17 protein-coding genes are annotated in these 21,908 nt (G+C 36.3%); 7 read left to right on the top strand and 10 right to left on the bottom strand.

Going from position 1 to position 21,908, the window contains the following annotated elements; genetic code table 11:
- Positions 1-185 precede the first annotated feature (185 nt).
- On the top strand, positions 186-3,230 hold the full coding sequence (locus ACUN26_RS00400) for an efflux RND transporter permease subunit (protein WP_000375557.1): 3,045 nt from the start codon (positions 186-188) through the stop codon (positions 3,228-3,230).
- Between the two features lie 221 nt (positions 3,231-3,451).
- Here the strand turns inward: ACUN26_RS00400 and pstA are convergent, their stop codons facing one another.
- The 3 genes from pstA to ACUN26_RS00385 form a co-directional block, all read right to left on the bottom strand.
- A complete protein-coding gene (pstA, locus tag ACUN26_RS00395; protein WP_000994143.1) occupies positions 3,452-4,372 on the bottom strand; it encodes a phosphate ABC transporter permease PstA in 921 nt (306 codons plus the stop codon).
- Positions 4,373-4,374: 2 nt separating this feature from the next.
- Positions 4,375-5,265, bottom strand: coding sequence for a phosphate ABC transporter permease subunit PstC (pstC, locus tag ACUN26_RS00390; RefSeq protein WP_000676684.1), 891 nt, complete (start codon positions 5,263-5,265; stop codon positions 4,375-4,377).
- A gap of 70 nt (positions 5,266-5,335) precedes the next feature.
- Positions 5,336-6,238 carry a phosphate ABC transporter substrate-binding protein PstS family protein gene (locus ACUN26_RS00385; RefSeq protein ID WP_000245101.1) on the bottom strand — a complete coding sequence of 301 codons (903 nt, stop codon included), beginning with the start codon at positions 6,236-6,238 and terminating at the stop codon, positions 5,336-5,338.
- A 511-nt stretch (positions 6,239-6,749) separates the two neighbouring features.
- Here ACUN26_RS00385 and ACUN26_RS00380 point away from each other — a divergent pair.
- Genes ACUN26_RS00380 through ACUN26_RS00370 form a run of 3 tightly spaced genes read left to right on the top strand, consistent with a single transcriptional unit; the run spans position 6,750 to position 9,104 of the window.
- The gene (locus ACUN26_RS00380; protein ID WP_000252995.1) at positions 6,750-7,007 is read left to right on the top strand and encodes a FeoA family protein; all 258 of its coding nucleotides are present in this window, start codon (positions 6,750-6,752) and stop codon (positions 7,005-7,007) included.
- On the top strand, positions 7,004-7,726 hold the full coding sequence (locus tag ACUN26_RS00375) for a FeoB small GTPase domain-containing protein (RefSeq protein WP_000064958.1): 723 nt from the start codon (positions 7,004-7,006) through the stop codon (positions 7,724-7,726). Before ACUN26_RS00380 ends, ACUN26_RS00375 begins: the two co-directional genes overlap by 4 nt.
- Positions 7,704-9,104, top strand: a complete 1,401-nt coding sequence (locus tag ACUN26_RS00370; RefSeq protein WP_000443614.1) for a nucleoside recognition domain-containing protein — start codon at positions 7,704-7,706, stop codon at positions 9,102-9,104. The genes ACUN26_RS00375 and ACUN26_RS00370 overlap by 23 nt, the downstream gene beginning before the upstream one ends.
- A 339-nt stretch (positions 9,105-9,443) precedes the next feature.
- Here the strand turns inward: ACUN26_RS00370 and ACUN26_RS00365 are convergent, their stop codons facing one another.
- The 7 genes from ACUN26_RS00365 to ACUN26_RS00335 all read right to left on the bottom strand — a co-directional run bounded on the left by ACUN26_RS00365 (position 9,444) and on the right by ACUN26_RS00335 (position 16,985).
- The gene (locus tag ACUN26_RS00365; protein WP_000681643.1) at positions 9,444-10,610 is read right to left on the bottom strand and encodes a Ger(x)C family spore germination protein; all 1,167 of its coding nucleotides are present in this window, start codon (positions 10,608-10,610) and stop codon (positions 9,444-9,446) included.
- Complete coding sequence (gerLB, locus tag ACUN26_RS00360; RefSeq protein ID WP_000801988.1) at positions 10,594-11,718, bottom strand: spore germination protein GerLB; 1,125 nt, start codon at positions 11,716-11,718, stop codon at positions 10,594-10,596. The genes ACUN26_RS00365 and gerLB overlap by 17 nt, the downstream gene beginning before the upstream one ends.
- A complete protein-coding gene (gene gerLA, locus ACUN26_RS00355; protein ID WP_002037989.1) occupies positions 11,719-13,197 on the bottom strand; it encodes a spore germination protein GerLA in 1,479 nt (492 codons plus the stop codon).
- A gap of 101 nt (positions 13,198-13,298) precedes the next feature.
- Positions 13,299-14,771, bottom strand: coding sequence for a sodium:solute symporter family protein (locus ACUN26_RS00350; RefSeq protein WP_000125691.1), 1,473 nt, complete (start codon positions 14,769-14,771; stop codon positions 13,299-13,301).
- On the bottom strand, positions 14,768-14,965 hold the full coding sequence (locus ACUN26_RS00345) for a DUF3311 domain-containing protein (RefSeq protein WP_000719867.1): 198 nt from the start codon (positions 14,963-14,965) through the stop codon (positions 14,768-14,770). The genes ACUN26_RS00350 and ACUN26_RS00345 overlap by 4 nt, the downstream gene beginning before the upstream one ends.
- A 1-nt stretch (position 14,966) precedes the next feature.
- Entirely contained in the window at positions 14,967-16,142 is a 1,176-nt protein-coding gene (locus tag ACUN26_RS00340) for an amidohydrolase (protein WP_000382116.1), read from the bottom strand.
- Between the two features lie 132 nt (positions 16,143-16,274).
- Complete coding sequence (locus ACUN26_RS00335; protein WP_000734495.1) at positions 16,275-16,985, bottom strand: C39 family peptidase; 711 nt, start codon at positions 16,983-16,985, stop codon at positions 16,275-16,277.
- A gap of 377 nt (positions 16,986-17,362) precedes the next feature.
- Here ACUN26_RS00335 and ACUN26_RS00330 point away from each other — a divergent pair, with 377 nt between their 5' ends.
- The 3 genes from ACUN26_RS00330 to qoxB all read left to right on the top strand — a co-directional run bounded on the left by ACUN26_RS00330 (position 17,363) and on the right by qoxB (position 21,904).
- A complete protein-coding gene (locus tag ACUN26_RS00330) occupies positions 17,363-18,778 on the top strand; it encodes an amino acid permease (RefSeq protein WP_001076086.1) in 1,416 nt (471 codons plus the stop codon).
- A 282-nt stretch (positions 18,779-19,060) separates the two neighbouring features.
- Positions 19,061-19,936 carry a cytochrome aa3 quinol oxidase subunit II gene (locus ACUN26_RS00325; RefSeq protein WP_001176160.1) on the top strand — a complete coding sequence of 292 codons (876 nt, stop codon included), beginning with the start codon at positions 19,061-19,063 and terminating at the stop codon, positions 19,934-19,936.
- A 33-nt stretch (positions 19,937-19,969) separates the two neighbouring features.
- Entirely contained in the window at positions 19,970-21,904 is a 1,935-nt protein-coding gene (gene qoxB / locus ACUN26_RS00320; protein ID WP_000762376.1) for a cytochrome aa3 quinol oxidase subunit I, read from the top strand.
- Positions 21,905-21,908: the final 4 nt, after the last annotated feature.

The raw sequence follows: 21,908 nt of genomic DNA, 5'->3' as shown, positions 1-21,908 counted from the left end.
CGAACGAACAATTTCCTCCCCCATCAAAAATTGCACTTTATACAAATAATACAATCTCACCAAAAACATTATCTTAAGATTGTTGTTAGAATTTTTTTACATTTAATTAATGAAAAATATCCATTTTTTGTTATATAGTAAGAAAGTGCCCACAAAACTATAAATACTAATGGAGGAATTATCTTATGGATAGGTTAACAAAATTTTCATTAAAAAACCGAGCTGCTATTATTATCATGGTTTTTCTCATTTCCATACTCGGTGTTTATTCCGGCTCTAAATTACCTATGGAATTTTTACCAAGCATCGATAACCCTGCAATAACTGTCACAACATTATCTCAAGGGCTCGATGCTGAAACGATGACTAAAGACGTAACTGATCCCCTTGAAAAACAGTTTCGTAATTTAGAACATATTGATGGCATCATTTCCTCCACACACGAAGGATTATCACGCATCGACATTGCATATACATCCAAGGCAAATATGAAAGATGCAGCACGCGAAGTCGAAAAAGCAATTAATACGATTAAATTACCTAAAGATGTAACTAAACCTGTAGTTAGCCAATTAAATACTTCTATGATTCCACTCGCTCAAATTACCATTCAGAAGCAAAATGGATTTTCAAAAGCTGACGAAAAACAAATCGAGAAAGAAATCGTACCACAACTCGAAAGCATTGATGGTGTTGCCAATGTCATGTTTTTCGGAAAATCAACTTCCGAATTATCCATCGTTCTTGATCCTAACAAACTAAAAGATAAAAACGTAACATCAGAGCAAGTATTAAAAGTTGTACAGGGAAAAGAAACTTCCACTCCCACTGGAGCAATTACTGTTAATAAAGAAGAATACAATCTTCGTGTCATCGGGGAAGTAAAAAATATAAATGAGATTAAAAACATCACCGTAGCACCTCAAGTGAAATTGCAAGATATTGCTCAAATTGAACTGAAACAAAACTACGATACAATATCACACATAAACGGAGAAGAAGGAACAGGATTAATCATCATGAAAGAGCCGAGTAAAAACGCGGTTGCAATTGGAAAAGAGATTGATAAAAAAATTAAAGACATAAGTAAGCAATATAAAGATCAGTTTTCTATTAAACTTTTAGCCTCAACTCATGAACAAGTTGAAAATGCTGTTACTAGTATGGGAAAAGAAGTAATCCTTGGCGCAATCGCCGCTACTCTAATTATCTTAATCTTTTTGCGTAACTTCCGAACGACACTCATCGCTGTTGTCAGTATTCCATTATCTATTTTATTAACACTCTTTTTACTACACCAATCTAACATCACACTTAACATTTTAACTCTCGGTGGCTTAGCAGTTGCAGTTGGACGTCTCGTCGATGATAGTATCGTTGTCATTGAAAATATTTTTCGCCGTTTACAAAAGGAACCTTTCTCTAAAGATATTATTATCGATGCAACGAAAGAGGTTGCCGTCGCAATCACTTCTTCTACTTTAACAACGGTCGCTGTTTTTTTACCTATCGGCCTCGTATCAGGAGTAATCGGAAAATTAATGTTACCTATGGTATTAGCAGTTGTATATTCAATCCTTTCTTCTTTAATCGTCGCATTAACAGTTGTTCCACTTATGGCTTTTTTACTACTCAAAAAAACAAAGCATCGCAAGCCGAGCTCTTCACCACGATATGTAGCTACATTAAAGTGGGCTCTTTCTCATAAATTTATTATTCTACTAACTTCATTTTTATTATTTGCGGGATCAATCGCTGCATATATATTACTACCAAAATCGAACATAAAGTCCGAAGATGATACAATGTTATCCGTTAATATGACGTTTCCAGCTGATTATAATTCTGAATCTCAAAAACAAAAAGCCTTTGACTTCGAAAAGAAACTACTCTCTAATCCTGATGTAACAGATGTTATTTTACGAATGGGATCTAGCGCAGAAGATGCACAATGGGGGCAAACGACTAAAAATAATCTTGCCAGTATATTTGTAGTCTTCAAAAAGGGGTCTAATATCGACCAATATATTAAAGACTTAAAGAAAGATCATAAATCTTTTGAACCTGCCGAACTTGATTATATAAAAACGAGTTATTCAAGCTCTGGTGGGGGTAACAATTTACAATTTAACGTAACTGCTACTAACGAAACGAATCTAAAAAAAGCCGCTAACATCGTCGAAACAAAACTAAAGAGTATGGATGCTCTCTCTAAAGTAAAAACGAATTTAGAAGACTCTAAGAAAGAATGGCAAATTCATATTGATCAAACAAAAGCCGAACAATTAGGTTTAACCCCAGAATTAGCAGCACAACAAGTAGCATTCCTTATGAAGAAATCGCCTATTGGTGAAATTTCAATTAACAATGAAAAAACTACTATTATGATAGAGCACAAAAAAGAAAATATTAATAAACAAACAGATATTTTAAACGCAAACATACTGTCACCTATTAACGGACCAATTCCTTTAAAGGACATTGCAACTATTTCAGAAAAACAACTTCAAACAGAAATTTTCCATAAAGACGGAAAAGAAACAATTCAAATTACTGCTGAAGCCTCAAGTGAAGATTTAAGTAAAGTAAGCGCAGAAGTAAACAATGCGATAACCAACTTAGATTTACCTAGTGGAGCAAAAGTAAATATCGCCGGCGCCACTGAATCTATGCAAGAGAACTTCACAGATTTATTCAAAATCATGGGGATTGCAATTGGGATTGTATATTTAATTATGGTTATCACCTTTGGGCAAGCGCGTGCTCCTTTTGCAATTTTATTCTCCTTACCATTAGCTGCTGTCGGTGGTATTTTAGGATTAATCATTTCAAGAACACCTGTCGATATAAATTCTTTAATTGGCGCATTAATGTTAATTGGGATTGTCGTCACAAATGCAATTGTATTAATAGAAAGAGTGCAACAAAATCGAGAAAATGGCATGGAAACAAGGGACGCCTTACTAGAAGCTGGGTCCACGAGACTTCGTCCAATTATTATGACAGCTGTAACAACAATCGTTGCTATGCTTCCTCTCCTATTCGGTCAATCTCAAGCAGGGAGTATGGTATCAAAAAGTTTGGCAGTTGTTGTAATCGGCGGTTTGGCAGTTTCAACTGTTCTTACATTAGTAGTCGTTCCTGTTATGTACGAATTACTGGATAAAATCGGTAGAAAAAGACGTTCACGCAGAAAAATCAGTACTTCTACAGAAACACCTGATATTTAAAGTAAAAAGGCGTTATCTTCACGAATGAAGATAACGCCGTTTCTTTACCTACCCATATAATCCATCCTTCTTTTGCGCATATCGCTCTATAGGTTGACCAAAGTCTACAATAAGATATTCGTTATTTGAAGGTCTTTTACTCCCCCCTTTATATCCATTTCTTCTATATTAAAATACAAAAAGAACCCCCTACTTATAAATAGAGAGTTCTTCTTTATAACTTATGCCGCTTTTACCTTCTTCGTCGTTTTACTTTTTCTTTTCGTTCCTGTAAAACGCTTATGCAATACAGATGCTATCAAGCGTGAAATAACATTGAATAGTAATACCATAATAATTAATACAGCTGCAGATTTTGTCGCAATCAACTTCGCATCCGGGATAATCCCTTCAGAATTCAACTTCCAAATATGAACCGCTAACGTTTCAGCTGGTCTAAATGGATTTAAAGGATGCGCAGGACTTGAGAAGTCCGCTGCTGAATTTAAAATTGGAGATGTTAAACCCGCTGTGTAAATTAATGCCGCTGCTTCACCAAATATACGGCCAGCCGCTAAAATAACACCTGTAATAATTTGCGGTAATGACGACGGGATAATAATACGCGCGATCGTTTGCCACTTTGTCGCACCTAATCCAAGACTCGCCTCTTTTACATTATGAGGAACTTCTGAAATCGCATTTTCACAAACACGCGTTAAACCTGGTAAGTTTAAAATAGTTAAAGCTAAAGCACCACCCATTACCGTGTATCCCCAGCCTGTCATTGTAACGAACACTAACAAACCGAATAAACCAACAACAATAGAAGGTAAAGACGCCATTGTTTCAATACATAAACGAACAAAACTTAAAAATCGACCTTGTTTTGCATACTCCGCTAAATATATTCCAGCACCTAATCCAAGAGGAATAGATATAATAAGCGTTATAACAAGCATATAGAAGGAATTGAATAACTGCGGACCAATCCCACCACCAGCTCTTGTATTGCTTGGTTCTCCAAACAAGAAATTAGGATCCCAAAATCCCCATCCCTTTTGTAAAATTTCAAACACTAAGAACACTAGTAAAGCTACAACTAAAGCCGCAACCGCATAAAAGATACCTGTCCAAACTTTATTTACCGTTCTTGCATTCATTATTATCGCTCACCTCTTTGACCAATCGCTCGAATTACTAAAATAAACAGGAATGAAATAACAAGCAAAATCATCGCTAATGTCCATAGCGCATTGTTCCAAGCCGTTCCGTTCAATGTATTCGTCATATCCATTGTCAGAATACCCGTTAACGTTGCTGTTGGACTATATATTCCTTCTGGTAATTTAATCGTGTTCCCGATTACCATTTGAACCGCTAACGCTTCACCAAAAGCACGCGCTAATCCTAAAACTATACCTGTTAAAATCCCCTGTTTTGCAGCAGGAACAATCACTCGACTAATCGCTTGCCATTTCGTTGATCCTAGACCATAAGAAGCTTCTAAATAATCAAATGGAACAGAGCGTATTGCATCAGAAGCGATACTAGCAATAGTAGGTAATATCATAATACTTAGGACAATAATACCCGCAATTAAACTAAAGCCCACTCCTCCAAACGAATCACGTAATAGTGGCACTAAAATCGTAACCCCTAATAATCCGTATACAACTGAAGGAATACCAACTAATAGTTCTAAAACAGGCTTCAATACTTTATTTCCGAACTTCGGCGAAATTAAATTCATGAATATAGCAAGAGCTATAGCAATTGGCGCACTAATAATAACTGCACCTATCGAAACCAATGTTGAACCTATAATAAAAATTACAGCTCCGAAGGTTCCTTCGTCAGCATTCGGATTCCATTTTGTCGATGTTAATACCTCAGTAAATGAGATACCACTTTGCGTAAAAGATTGAATTCCTTTACCACAAATAAACGCAATAATAGCTAATGTAACTAAAACAATAAAAATACCACAAAACGTAACGAGTGATCTTCCTATATATTCACTCTTTACGTAATTTATTTGTTTTTTCCCCTTCATCACAGGACAGACCCCACTTCATAAATTGAAATGAACAGGACTGACCTTGCAGCCAGCCCCATAAATTTTATTACTTATTTAATTTAGACATCGGAATGTAACCCATATCTTCTACTTGCTTTTCGAAATCTTTACCTTTTACATAGTCAATGTAAGCTTTTGTTGCTTCTTTTGCCTCACCTTTTGTTACCATGTACTCGTAAGACCAGAATGGATATTTACCAGTAGCGATGTTCTCAACTTTTGGTTCAGATCCATCAATTTTAACCGTTTGTAGCGCGCCTTTTTTCTCACCAACCATGTAAGACATTGCTAAGTAACTCACTGAACCTGGAGTAGAGTTAATCGCTTGCTCTACAGCACCATTAGAATCTTGTGTCGTACCAGTTCCATCATTAATTTTCGCGTCTTTCATCACTGTCTTTTCAAAAGTAGCACGTGTACCAGATGAAGCTGGACGGTTAATTACGTTGATTTTTTCGTCTTTCCCGCCAACCTCTTTCCAATTCGTTACTTTTCCAGTGAAGATATCTTGTACTTGTTGTACTGTTAAGTTATCAACTTTTACATCTTTATTTACGACAAGCGCGAATGCGATACCCGCAACTTTGTTATCTACTAATTCTTTTGCTTTATCAGCATCTTTTATTTTATCTCCAGATGGAACATCCGAATTACCAATTTGTACTGCACCAGATGCTACTTGGTTAATCCCTGTTCCACTACCGCCACCTTGAACTTGAATAGAAACTTTTGAATTTTTCTCCATGAATTTCTTTCCAGCTTCCTCTGCAAGAGGTTGAAGCGCTGTAGAACCTGCAGCTGCAATCGTACCTGACAATTCTTGTTTTGCATTATCGCTTCCTTTAGCATTATCTTTACTAGCTGTATCTTCTGCTTTCCCACATCCAACTAATGCTCCTGCTACCACTAAAGCTGCTAAAGAAAATTTAATACCCTTTTTCATAACCATGTCTTGTACCCCCATTTGGATTATCACTTTTCACATTCGTCTACTTTTTTCGAACACAAATTCATTGTAGGACAACAATATTATGTGAGTGTTAAGCAATTTTTAATTTTAAGTAAATGGCGATAATAATCCTAAAAAGCTAGGAATCCCAACATTTGTAGTTACAGAACCCAACAAAATCCACACTAAACGAGCTGTAATGTAAATTTATTCTTAATAATGTAAACTCAATGTAAATGTTTTTCTTTCTTTTCACCTTTTAGTTAAAAATACATTTACAAATCCACTATATTTTTAACTTTTACAATCTCATTTTATTTACATTAAACAGAATTTCAGTATTTTTTTTTAGTACAACTAAATAAATTGGAACAATTCTAAAAATAATTGAATATTTTTAAAGTACTAATTGACAGCATCATTCAATGTAGTCTACTATATTAGTAGCAAAAAGTTTACCTAAGGAAACTTTTTAAACTTAAACTAACAATATAGAGATGAGGTAACTTTTATGGTATCGGCTAATACAAGACCACTTTCTGCATTTAAAACAGGAGAGTTTGTACAAATTGAGAAGATACAATTAGAAGGAACTATGAAACGACGTTTATTAGATCTAGGGTTTATCCCTGGGGCAACGATTAAAGTATTACAGCGCAGTCCACTTGGAGATCCGGTCGCTTATCAAGTAAGCAATACAACTATTGCACTGCGTAAAGAAGAAAGCTCCCTTATTTTCGGGGTATTAATAGGAGATGATTTCAGATGAGCAACCACCGTATTGCTTTAGCTGGCAACCCGAATACCGGGAAAAGTACATTATTTAATACTTTAACAGGCTTAAAACAACATACTGGAAACTGGACGGGAAAAACTGTTTTAAAGGCCGAAGGGGAATATGAACATAACGGAAATAAATATACATTAATAGATTTACCTGGAACTTACTCACTATATTCAAATTCTGCGGATGAAGAAGTGGCGAGAGATTATATTATCTTTGAAAAGCCAGAAGTCACTGTAGTTGTTATAGACGGAACTGCTATGGAGAGAAATTTAAATTTAGCACTCCAAGTGATGGAAATGACGAGCAACGTAGTTATTTGTATTAACTTAATTGATGAAGCTGAGAAAAAAGGCATCGTTATTGATGAAAAGAAATTAGCAACATCACTCGGTGTACCGGTAGTAAAGATTTCAGCTCGAAACCGAATTGGTATCGGGCATTTACTAAATGTCATCGCTAAAGTAGCAAATAAAAAAATAATTCCAACACCAATTAAAATTACTTACAGCGAAAAAATCGAAAATATGATTCAGGAATTAGAACCACAAATTTATAAAGTGTTCGGTGATGTGTACCCAGCACGCTGGATTGCGTTACGTATATTAGATGGGGATAAAAATTTCTTAACTACACTTCAAAAACACCATAATGAACCACTTGTAAGGGAGGTCGTAATAAATGGAATCTCACTCAGCCAGTAAAGCTCTTCCATTGGACTATATTATTCAACATGCACAAACACTATCAAAAGAAGATATACGAGATGATATTGTCGGAGATATTTACCGAACATCTGCAAGCATATGTAAAGAATCTGTTCAATATACAAATACTGATAAATTGTATCGTTCTGAAAAACTAGATAAAATTTTCACATCTCCAATTTGGGGATTTCCAATTATGCTAGGCATTTTATCTATTATCTTTTATCTTACAATTGCAGGCGCTAACGTACCATCTGATATGATTGCTGAGTTCTTTGGATGGGTCGAAGGATATTTAACATCTTGGTTCCAAGCAATGCATTCACCTGAATGGTTACATGGTATTTTAATACTTGGTTTATTCCGTGGTATCGGTGCTGTTATTAGCGTTATGTTACCACCTATGGCAATCTTTTTCCCTATGTTCGCACTATTAGAAAACTACGGATACTTACCACGTGTTGCGTTTAATATGGATCGTTTATTTAAGCGATCTGGTGCTCATGGTAAACAATCTTTAACAATGGCAATGGGATTCGGTTGTAATGCAGCTGCTATTATGTCAACGCGTATTATCGAATCGCCACGTGAACGTATGCTTGCTATCTTAACAAACAACTTCGTTCCATGTAACGGTCGCTGGCCTACGTTAATTTTAATGGCTTCACTATTTATGGCTGCTGGTTATACAGGTAGTATGCAAACATTTGTTACCGCTGGCGTTGTAGTTGGAATGGTTGTAATTGGTGTTATTATGACGTTAACCGTTTCTTGGGTACTATCGAAAACAGCTTTAAAAGGCGTTCCAACTCACTACACACTTGAGTTACCACCGTACCGTAAGCCAAAAATTTGGAATACAATTGTACGTGCAACACTCGATAAATCCATCTATGTTTTAAAACGAGCTATAGTTGTAGCTGCTCCTGCGGCTGCATTAACTTGGTTACTCGCTAATATTTTCATCGGTGACACAAGCCTGCTTATGTATTTTGTAAACTTCCTAGATCCATTCGCTAAAATGTTAGGACTTGACGGCTTTATTCTAGCTGCATTCATTCTTGGACTACCAGCTAATGAAATTGTTATTCCGATTTTATTAATGTCTTACTTATCAACTGGATCTTTAACTGAAATAGATGATTTTAATCAGATTAAAAATCTATTCTTAGAAAACGGTTGGACTTGGTTAACAGCGTTAAACACAATGTTGTTCTCCCTTCTTCATTTCCCGTGCGGAACGACACTAGTTAACATATATAAAGAAACAAAAAGTGCAAAATGGACATTCTTATCGTTTGCAATCCCTACCGTTATCGCCATTGTTGTTACATTCCTCTCTACACAATTGGTACATTGGTTAGGGCTTGTATAAAGTGAAACTTTACTCATTAGGGGCTTGTACACGCCCTCACTAATCAGGCGTGTACGGGTAGTTGACTTCCTATCTAACATCTTGTTCCCACCGAATTTTTTAGGTAAAAGTCTTACTGCCCATTAACGCGGGAGAAAAACAAAGCATACATAGAAGGTATCCCCCTCCACATATGCTTTGCGCGAAAGAAACCTGAAAATCATTCAGGTTTCTTTTTTTCTTTCCACGGCTGCGCCCCATACGTTGTGAGTTTTTTATGGATGAAGTATATGGTTCCCGGAAGAACCGCCATTAATATCGTGCAACTAATTCCTAATCCAGTAAACAACTTTCATCACCTTATTTCACTCTCTTCGGTAAAGCTGAGCCTGAATGTTCAATTATCGGATGAACATGAACAGTAATTTCAGCATCACTAAAATAATTCTGACCTTGATCCCAATTCTTACTTATTTTTTTCCACTCTTTATAATTATGTCTCTTATACACTTCCCCTAATTCTAATACATCTACCTTATATTTTTTTTGAACAAGCTTAATCGATTTTTGGATGCGTTTCTCCATTTCCTCCGAAATATCCTTCTCTAAACGCTTTTCATTCAACACCTTTTTATGATCACTAAAGTGCAACTCCGCCAATGTCCCTTCCAGAGATATGTGAATATCAAATTTTGGTTTTGTAGCATTCGTTGTAGATACTTTAATTTTCCGACGCAGCTTATGAATTTCATATGTAATAAGTTGATCCTTTTTACGAATGGTAAAAAAACCTCCAATTTTTTTACCTATTATATAATTCATCCCTAATGTTTCTTCCCCCCCCAAAATACCTACACACTTATTATCCTTCCCGCGAAACAGCGCTGCCCCGTTCATTTGTACCCCTTGTTTTGTTAGTTCGAGAATAGGTAATACAAAACTCCGATTGGAAATCATCTTTTCCTGGACTTCACCAATTCTTGCAGCCTCAATCATTTGGGCATTTTTCGGAGGATGTTCAGCTAACATATCGATATACTGCGCTGGCAAATTTTCAGGCTTGGCACTCTGCTTTAAAATAGCTTCTGCATTTTGCTTAGAAACGAACAAACGAATATTCCTTCTCATTTCATGATCGCGAATATATACATCTAACGTATTTTGCAAAACATATGGATTCGCTAGTAAATCTTTAGAAAAAATAATCACTTGTATATGCGGAAAGAATAATGAACGACTAATTTTTTTGGCGATAATTCGGATTTGCTCAAAGACACTATCTGCTTTCGCACTAACATTAATATAATTTTCGCCATCTCCATCACCTTGTCCACCTTGTTGCGACAATTTACTGGGGAGTACCATCTGATACGTCCCTTTCATAATTGGATTTGCTTTCTTTGCCTTTACAATATCGTAAGCTGCACCTACTACAAATCCTCTTTCTTCTATTTCTTCTAACTCAGAGCACCCACTTATAGATCCAGCTAAAACCATAACCATTATTATTTTAAGAAGGTGTTTCATTTTTACCATTCCTTCTTTTTATTTTATATACAATAAAAACTAACAAAGGCGCTAACACGACAAACCCCATATCTATCCAAGCTAAATAAGTCCCATAACTTGACAATTCCTTCAAATTACTAGGTATCATATTCACCATAAAAATAATCGGGGCACTCACAAAAATGAAAATATGTTTCTTCACTTTTGGAAACATAGCACAAAATAATAAAGATGCGACGTCATAATACATTGCTGTCGTGTTATAAATAGTAATAATCCAAGTAGTAAAAAAAATTGCATCAAATCTTTCTAAAAACCCTCCACCAATTTCAATTTCTTTTCCTAGTTCAATTGTTGGATATGTCAATCCACGTGTTGTCATATATGTAAAAACACTAATACAAGTTACATAAATTAAAATGTATGACAATACGTTCACCATCACCGCTTTTGCAACTGCCATTGGCGCTTTTTTCGCTGTCTTATCGTTCAACAACACAGCATAAAACAGAGCTACCTCAAATCCGATGAATGTAAAAATAGAATTTTTAACTCCTACAGCATATTGACTGACATTCGTTTGAAAAGCCGGTAGTAAATTATCTATTTCCATTAAGTTCACATTCAATAAAGAAAGAAGCACTATCGCAATTAAAACAATTGGCAAGAATAGAACATTTAACCTTAATAAAGCCGCTCTCGATCCAGCTACTCCATAAATAACAACCAATAAGAAGAAGAAAGACAATAGCTGTATTGGTGTATCACTAAATAAATATGTTTGTGAAATAACCGCAATCATTCGCGATTCATATGCTGTCAAAGCTGCAAATGTTAATACTAAGATGCTACTAATTGTGTATGCAACAGGTTTCGTCAAATGCGCACTCGTATATTGAACAAAGTTTTGTTTTGGGAATAAAATAGCTACCCTCGTTACAAACCAACCTAAAACCGCACATATCAATCCACCCAAAAGTAAAATAATCCAACCGTCCGAAAATAAAGTTTGATCAGCAATATCTCTCGGCATAGACAATGCCCCTATACCAATAATGGTTGACGATACCGCAAACCCAATTTCCCGAGATCCAATCTCTTCATCGCCATACTCAAATGGTTTCAATTATTTTCGCTCCTTTGGACGTATTGTAGAATCTTTTGTTTGTAAATATTCCGGTCTCTCTTTCAACATCGATTTTGGCATACGAATAAGTTCTTCTTTCCAATCTTTATAAAATGCAGGAGCAATAGGCGTTGTATAAGGAATACCAACACTCTTTAAATTCGTAATATGAATCGCAAGTGAAATAAGAGCTAAAATGATTCCGTACAATCCAAAAGCAGTTGCTGCTAATACAAAAACAAAAAGTAAAATGCGAAACGTAATTGTAATGCTATATACAGGCAGTGAAAATGTAGCAATTGCAGTAACTGCAATAATAATAACTAAGAACGGGTTTACAATTCCTGCATTCACCGCCGCTTCCCCAATTACAAGACCGCCTACAATCCCAATTGTTTGTCCCATCGGTTTTGGCAATCTAATTCCCGCTTCTCGTATTAACTCCATCGTTAATGCCATCATTAATGTTTCAATATATGCCGGAAATGGTACCCCTTCTCTGGCTCCCGCAATAGAATAAGCTAGTTTAGATGGGATAAGCCCTTGATGATATGATACAAGTGCTACATACATAGCTGGTAGCAAAACTGCCATTATACCAGAAACCATCCGTAAAACTCTCAATAACGTTCCAATCACCCAGCGCTCATAATGATCTTCGACAGATTGAAAAATATCAACAAATACAAGTGGAGCTATAAGAGCAAACGGTGATCCATCCACCAAAATAGCCGCCTTTCCTTTCGCTAATGAAGCCACAATATTATCAGGCCTTTCCGTATTTAAAAACTGCGGAAAGGGTGACAAATTATTATCTTGAATTAATTGCTCAATCGTTCCCGTCTCAAAAATGACATCTGTCACTATGGATTGAAGACGCCGATCTAGTTCTTTTACAATATACGGGTTAATAATATCTTCTATATATACTAAGGTTACTTCTTTCTGCGATCGTTTCCCCATAATATAAGATTGAAACCGTAACTTCGGATCACGTAAACCACGGCGAATTAACATTTTATTTACATTAATATCTTCATTTAACCCAACTCTTGGTCCACGTATTAAATCTTCTGTCACTGGAGGCTCTAGACTTCTTTTCTCCCAAGCTCTACTGTTAACAACAATAGCCGTTTGAATATTATCAATTAATATAACTGTATCTCCCGCTAAAATCGCATTTATAATATCTGGAAATGTTGTTTTCATACCGACTTCTGCGATAGAAATAAAGCGATCCAATAACGTTTGAACAATAGCTGCTGCTTTTTGTATTTCTTCATATTGAAGCGTACGAACTACATATTTATAAACATTATCCTTATCTGTTAACCCACATAAAAAAATAACAGCGCAGCGCGTTAAACTGCCAGCAAGAGCAACTTCTCTAATTGTTAAATCATTAGGTGAACCTAACTCATCTCTTATTTTCTCCATAACTTCAAACAAGTTACCTTCTAACTCTAACAATTCCCCCACCTAACTTCCTTTTCAATAAGTTTTTAGTTAGATTCCGCTAATAGAAGAAAATATATACAAAAAAGAGCTATCTCTTTTCAAAGATAGCTCTCGTGCACAGGTTATTTTTCTACTATTATATTGTCTGTTTTTATAGATACTCTTTTCGTAATCCCACTCACTACAAACATCACAATCATATTCATTAATAATGCGATTATACCTACGTTTAAATCTTTTATATACTGCGGGAAACTCGGAAACATCGTAGCTATAGTAGAACCAGATAAAGTAATATATGCAACAACTAACAGACCAATCGCCATTCCTGCAATCGCCCCTTGCTTCGTAATAATTTGACGTGGAAACAAACTACATACAAGTGCAGGAAAAAGTTGCGTTACAATACTGTATCCCATTAAAAGGAGAGCTCCTATTGTTTCTCCTCCTTTAAATGTAAATAAAACTGCTATAAACGTTACTACAGGCACAAATAATTTTGCTACTTTGGCCACTTGTCTATCTGAAGCAGATGGGATCATCGTTCGGTAAATATTTTTCGCTAACAATGTAGACGCGGCCATAACAAGCATGGATGCTGGAACTAATGCCGTTAATACCCCAGCACTACCAATAATTCCAATAAACCAAGGATCAAAAGTTTGTAAAGCAAGACGGAATAATGAAAGATCTACATCTGCTCCCTTTAATCCAGGAACTTGCAGGATAGCAGCAAACCCTGCAAAAAATACGAAAAGTAAAACTAAAGAGTACAATGGCATAATTGCCGCATTTTTACGAAATACTTTTTCATTTTTAGCAGAGAAAGCAGAAGCAAATGTATGAGGCCACATATAAAAACCTAGGGCCGTTAATATAATAGTAGAAACAAACCAAGAAATACTCATCCCTTCTTCAGGTAAAGATAAAAATCCTGGTTTCGCAGCTTCTACAGCTTCGAACATTGGCTGAAACCCTCCGTAATAATGATACGGTAAATATATACCTAAAAACATAACAATAAACAGGATCATAATGTCCTTCAAAGCGGCTGTCCAAGCTGATCCATGTATACCTGAAACCATTACATATATAGTTATAACAATAGCGCCAATCCATACTGCAACAACAGGTGATACCCTTCCATAAGAAGCTTCTGAAACGATAATCCCCAATCCCTTCAACTGTAAAACAAGATATGGGATGATGGAAACAACACCAACAATTGAAACAATCAATCCAAGCGCTTTACTTCTATATTTCTTCGCAAAAAAATCTGGCTGTGAAACAAGGTTATGTTCTTTCGCATATTTCCAAATTGGCGGTAATAAGAAATACGATAAAATATAAGCTAGTGCGCCATAACCTAAAATATAAAAAGTAGGCGCTCCTTTACTATACGCCCATCCACTTCCTCCTAAAAATGTGAATGTCGTATAAATTTCGCCTGCCATAAGGAGAAATACGAAAATCGTTCCAAATCCTCTTCCTCCAACTGACCATTGCTCTAAATTCATATCTTTTCCACGCTGCGCCCGAATACCTAAAAATAGCGCTAGAAATAAGAATAAAATAATGATAAATAATGCTGTCATTCCATATCCCCCTTATTAGCAGGATCGAATACGTACACAACCCCCATACAAAGAGAGGTAATAAGCACCGATAATAATACCCAAAATAATAAAAATGGCATCCCTAGTACGTAAGGAGTGACCGAATTTGCAAATACTGGTCCAACTACTAAACAAAGAACGGGAATAAGTGCTAGCACGTGTATTTTCTTCATCTCATTCTCCTTTATTTATGAAATTCATAATGGATGATACAAACACTTCCACGCCAATCGGCAGTGCATCTTCGTCAATCGTAAAACGAGGATGGTGATGAGGATATATAATTCCCTTCTCTTTATTTCCTGCTCCGATAAAAAAGAATGTCCCTGGTGCCTTTTGTAAAAATGCTGAAAAATCTTCTCCAGCCATCGTTGGTTGTAAACGAACAATCCTGTCTCGTCCATAAAGTTGCAATGCCGTGCGTTCAATAAGCTCTGTAACTTCATAATCATTTACAACTGGTCGGTATCCATATTCATAAGAAAATGTATATTTCGCTCCGTAAGATTCTGTAATATACTTTACAATCCGTTCAATCTTCCCCTCTGTTTCTTCTCTCAACTCATGCCTTAAACTCCGCACTGTCCCTTCAATTTCCGCTTGTTCTGGAATCACATTATGGGTTGTTCCGGCATGAAATTGCGTAACAGATACTACGAGAGAATCTAACGGATTCGTGAGGCGAGATACAATTTGCTGAAGTTGTGAAACAACTTGTGTACCGATTGCAATACTATCAATAGTTTCATGAGGGATTCCAGCATGCCCACCCTTGCCCTCAATCGTAATTTTAAAAACATCCGGCGCAGCCATTGCCGCACCATAAATTACACCTATTTTACCAACCTCTAACGACGCCCACAGGTGAGCACCAATAATATAATCCACACCTTCCATTACCCCCGCTGCAACCATTTCCTCTGCGCCACCAGGAAAATTTTCTTCTGCATGTTGGAATAGAAAACGAATCTCCCCTTTAACCCTCTCTCTTTCCTCTACTAACTTATGTACCACACCAAGTAATATCGCCATATGTCCATCATGACCACATGCATGCATCACACCTTGATATATCGAAATAAAATCAAAATCATTTTCTTCATGAATAGGAAGAGCATCCATATCAGCCCGGACCGCAATTGTTTTACCGGGCTGTTTACCTACTAACTTTGCCATCACACTATATTGAGTCGGTCGTGACACTTCTAAATATGGGATTTTTTGAAGTATGTCGAACACAAACTGCGATGTTTTCTCTTCTTGAAAAGATAACTCTGGATACTTATGAAAATGCCTTCTCCACTCAACCAACTGATTTTTTGACAAAACAAGTTCCTTTGCAACATCCATTTCTCTTCTCTCCTTCTTCACCAAGTTAAATGTTATTATAACGCGAATTATTAACTTTTAAAAGAATATTCTAAATTTTCCGTTTTATAGACTTAAAAATAAAAAGCCATCTAAAAGATGACTTTTTCCTTATTACAAAATAGTAATTGCTTGTTTTCCCATTTGCTCCCAAGCTTTCTCAAATTCCGCTCGTGGAACAGCCAAACGTGGATTGTTTTTAAGAGGATCATTTACATATACAAAGTTTTGATCATATCCAATTACTACTGCACTATGCTCATAATATGTAATTTTCACTTCACCTGAACTCGTATTCCATGTTTCAAAACTACTTTCAGCTAGTGGCTTAAACGTTGTATTAATAATGACCCATACTGGAGATCCAGAACTAATTACTTTATATATATCTTGCATGTCTCTACCTGTTAAATTAATTACTTTTTCAGGAACATATTTTTCTGCTAAATTAAAGATTGGTTGATTATATACACCATATCCAGGTTCAGCCTTCGTATAAATGTTTCCAACGAATCCCTCATAAGGATTTCCACGCAAACCATTTTGTTCAAATGGAACACGATGGATTTCGCTAGCAAGCTGCATCTTATCTACTTGTACACCTTTATATTGCAGTAACATAGCCAAACTTGTCACTTCACATCCACGAGGTAATTCTGGTAATTGTTTTATAAATGGAACATCTTCAATCATAGCTGATTCTTTCATTTCAGATAGAAAATCTAAGCGTAGCACTTGCGCCTTTTGTATAATTTTATCTTTCCCTATAAAAAACGCGGTCGCAAGTATAATCCCAAAAACAAAAAGATATTTTAACTTTTTCATTATAAACAAAACTCCATTAATTATTATTTTACAGACACAACTCTTATCATTGTACCCTTCTTCTAACTAGTTTGCTAGAAAGATTCTGTGAATTATTATTCACATTTATATAGTTATAAAATTCTAATTATTTTTAATAAAAAGAAAAAACAATATACTTTTTCGGAACATTTTGCTAAAATCGAAATTATTAACATAGTGAAGATATAACCTTGTTAATAAACATTCTTAGAGTATTTAGTCATAGTTCGTTTTTTACATACTCCATTCATTTCATAACAAATAAATTGAGTATGTGTCACATCCCCCGCTAATGATTAAACACTCAGAATGAAAACCAGTTAATACATACAAGAAAATAACGGGGTGAGGGGCATATGAATCAACAAGTAGAACAAACAAATTTAAAACGTACAATGAAAAGTAGACACTTATTTATGATCGCACTTGGTGGCGTTATTGGAACTGGACTATTTATGGGATCTGGTCAAATCGTCCATAACGCTGGACCTGGTGGTGCAATTCTTGCATTTTTAGTCGGTGGATTTGTTATGTATTTAACGATGTTATGTCTTGGTGAATTATCCGTTGCTATGCCAGAAGCAGGTTCGTTCCAAAGCTATGCAAGCAAATTTATTTCACCTGGTTTTGGATTTGTTGTCGGTTGGATGTATTGGTTAAATTGGGCTGTTACAGTTGGAGTAGAGTTAACAACTGTAAGTATTTTAATGAAACGATGGTTTCCAGACGTTTCTTCGTGGATTTGGTGCGTTACATTTGCAGCAGCACTTTTTCTTGTGAACGCTCTATCAGCAAAGGCATATGCAGAAACAGAATTTTGGTTCGCAAGTGTAAAAGTTGCAACAATTGTTATTTTTGTCGTACTTGGTGGTGCAGTTATGTTTGGTCTACTAGACTTTAACGGAAAACCCGCTCCAATGCTTCACAATTTCACTGAAAATGGCGGTCTATTTCCAAATGGTGCATTAGCTGTTCTTCTTACAATGATTACAGTAAATTACTCCTTCCAAGGAACAGAATTAATCGGAATTGCTTCAGGAGAAAGTGAAAATCCTGAAAAAACAATTCCAAAAGCAATTAAAAACACAATTTGGCGAACTCTATTCTTCTTCGTCCTAGCAATATCAGTTGTTGTAGGGTTACTCCCATGGCAAGAGGCTAATCTAGTCGAAAGTCCATTTGTACTTGTATTTGATGTAGCTGGTGTTCCATATGCAGCAGACATTATGAACTTTGTTATTATTACAGCCGTATTATCCGTAGCTAATTCTGGTTTATACGCAAATTCTCGTATGCTTTGGGCGATGGCAAAACAAGGAATGGCAAGTCCAGCTTTTACGAAGTTAACTAAAAAAGGGGTACCACTGAATGCACTCATTTTCAGTCTTATTTTTGCAAGCCTTTCTTTATTAACAAGCGTGTTTGCGGCAGATACTGTCTTTCTAGTTTTAACATCTATTGCAGCAATGGCCGCCGTTGTCGTTTGGATGTCAATCGCGGCTTCACAGTTTTTCTTCCGTAGAAATTTCGTAAAAAATGGCGGCGACATAAATGACTTAAAATATCGTACACCGCTCTATCCAGTAGTTCCAATCGTAGCGTTCTCACTCAACTTTATTACATTTGTTAGTTTAGCTTTCATTCCAGATCAGAGAATTGCTCTTTATTGCGGAATTCCATTTATGATTATTTGCTACATTTTATACCAAGTTAAATATAAAAAAGTTGTCACATTTGAACAGAAAAAAAGTATAACTCAGGGAATAAACTAAATATACAAAATATTCAGCTATCTTTCTTATAATAAGATAGCTTTTTTCTATTTATTGGATATCTTGGTATAACTTTATTTATCTTAAAATTTTCACAATCACGTTTTTTTCTGGAAAATAGTTTACAATATAATCAAGTTACAAATGATATTCACCTTAAAAAGTGTGCATTTGTGTCTATTTTTTAACAATATCTCAAAAACTATTGCCTTCTATAAATTAATAGGTTTATATTGTTTTATTGGCATAGTTTCAATCCAAGGAGAAAGGAGATTTTCAATCGTGCAACTAAAGAAAGCATTTTGGAAGTTGGCTTCGCTTCTTCCGTTATCATTACTTCTGTTCCTCGGTGGCTGTGATAAGAAACTCGCAGTATTAAATCCGCAAGGACCTGTTGCAAAAGCACAGTATGATTTAATTGTTTGGTCATTCTTGCTTATGTCATTAATTATCGCAATTGTATTCATCCTGTTTACAGTCATCTTGATTCGTTATCGTGAAAAACCAGAGAATATGGACTACGAGCCACCTGAACAACACGGTAACACATTATTAGAAATTATTTGGACGCTTGTTCCTGTTATTATCGTTATCGCATTATCGATCCCAACAGTAAAAGCAACTTATGCTTCGGAAGAGGTTCCGGAAGAGTCCAAACATATTAAACCAGTTGAAATTTATGTTACATCTGCAAACTGGAAATGGTTATTCAGTTACCCAGAGGAAAAAATTGAAACCGTTAACTATTTAAACATCCCAGCTGGTGTACCAATTCAATTCAAACTGACTTCTGTCGGCCCAATGAATGCTTTCTGGGTACCAGAACTTGGTGGTATGAAGTACACAATGGATGGCATGATTATGGATCTTTATTTACAAGCTGATAAGCCAGGTTCTTACCTAGGCCGTAGCGCGAACTTCTCTGGTGAAGGATTCACTCACATGGAGTTCGAAGTTGAAGCAAAAACAAAAGAAAAGTATGACAAGTGGGTAAAAGAAGTACAACAAACTGCTCCTAAACTAACAGAAGATAAGTACAACGAAATTGTTAAACCTGGTGTAGTTGGTCGTATGACATTCTCTAGTCATCACTTAAGTTATGTAGATCCAAAATCACTTGAATATTGTGATTACAACTACTACAAAAACAAAAAATAATAGCTATTATTCCAACAGATTGGAGTGAACACAGTGAAGCTTGATGAATTCTTTGTCACAGGTGACCCGATTATTTACGGTGCAGACGCTTCTATCGTTCTTGTGACATTAGCAATCATTTTCGTACTAACAAAGTATAAAAAATGGAAGTGGCTTTGGGATGAATGGTTGACAACTGTTGACCATAAAAAAATCGGAGCCATGTATATTATTTCTGCGGTTATCATGTTATTCCGTGGTGGTATGGATGGTTTAATGATCCGTGCACAATTAACATTCCCAGAAACAACTTATTTAAACGCTGAACACTATAACGGAATCTTTACAACACACGGTACAGTTATGATTCTTTTCATGGCGATGCCATTCGTTATGGGATTAATGAACCTTGTAGTACCATTACAAATTGGTGCTCGTGACGTTGCATATCCGTTCTTAAATGCTTTAAGTTTCTGGTTATTCTTTGTCGGAGCAATGTTATTTAACATCGCTTTCGTAATCGGTGGTTCTCCAGACGCTGGGTGGACTTCTTACTTCCCAATGGCAGGTACAGAGTTTACTTCTGGTGTAGGAAACAACTACTACGCAATTGCATTACAGATTTCAGGTCTCGGTACGCTAATGACCGGTATTAACTTCCTTGTTACTATCTTAAAAATGCGTACACCTGGTATGACTTTAATGAGAATGCCAATGTTTACTTGGTCAATCTTAATTACAACAATTATCATTATTTTCGCTTTCCCAGTATTAACAGTTGCTCTTGCATTAATGACATTTGACCGTCTATTCGATGCTCACTTCTTTACGATGGCGAGCGGCGGTATGCCGATGTTATGGGCCAACCTGTTCTGGGTATGGGGTCACCCTGAAGTATATATCGTTATTTTACCGGCATTCGGTATTTTCTCTGAAATCATTAGTACATTCTCACGTAAACGTCTATTCGGTTACAGTGCGATGGTATACTCAATGGTTGCAATTTCTTTACTAAGTTTCGTCGTATGGCTTCACCACTTCTTCACGATGGGTGCAGGTCCAGCGGTTAACTCATTCTTCTCGATTTCGACAATGGCGATTTCGATTCCAACCGGGGTTAAGATCTTTAACTGGTTGTTTACACTGTATAAAGGACGTATTCGTTTTACAGTTCCAATGCTTTGGTCATTGGCATTTATTCCAAACTTCGTAGTCGGTGGGGTTACAGGGGTTATGCTTGGAATGGCGGCAGCTGATTATCAATACCATAACAGCTACTTCCTAATTGCTCACTTCCACTACGTATTAATTGCAGGTACAGTATTCGCTATGCTTGCTGGATTCACATTCTGGTATCCAAAAATGACTGGTCATATGTTAAATGAACGCCTGGGTAAATGGACATTCTGGATCTTTATGAGCGGATTCAACATCTGTTTCTTCCCAATGTACTTCTTAGGTTTAGACGGTATGACTCGTCGTATGTACACTTACTCTGAAAGTCTTGGATGGGGATGGCTAAACCAAATCGCATCTGTTGGTGCGGTAATGATGGGTATCGGCTTCCTACTTCTTTGCTACAACGTAATTTGGAGTGCACGTCACGGTGAACGTGACACAACTGGAGATCCATGGGATGGTCGTACACTTGAATGGGCAACTCAATCTCCTGTACAACATTACAACTTCGCGAAGCTTCCTGAAATTAAAGAAGCTGATGCTTTCTGGTACATGAAAAAACGCGGAGAAACAGTTACACCAGCAGCAGAAGATTTAAAACCAATTCACATGCCAAGTAACTCTGGTGTGCCTATTATTGCGTCTTTATTCTTCGGTCTTGCAGGTTTCGCATTAGTATTTAGCTGGTTCTGGCTTGCAGCAATCGGCGGCGTTGGTATTTTAGCTTGCTTAATCTATCGTTCATTCGATTACGACGATGGTTACTACGTAAGTGTTGATGAAATTAAAGAAACAGAACATATAGCATGAGAGG

This window comes from Bacillus sp. WC2503, assembly GCF_052682895.1.
Note: the sequence above shows the minus strand (reverse complement) of the source record. Positions and strands in the feature narration are given on the sequence as shown.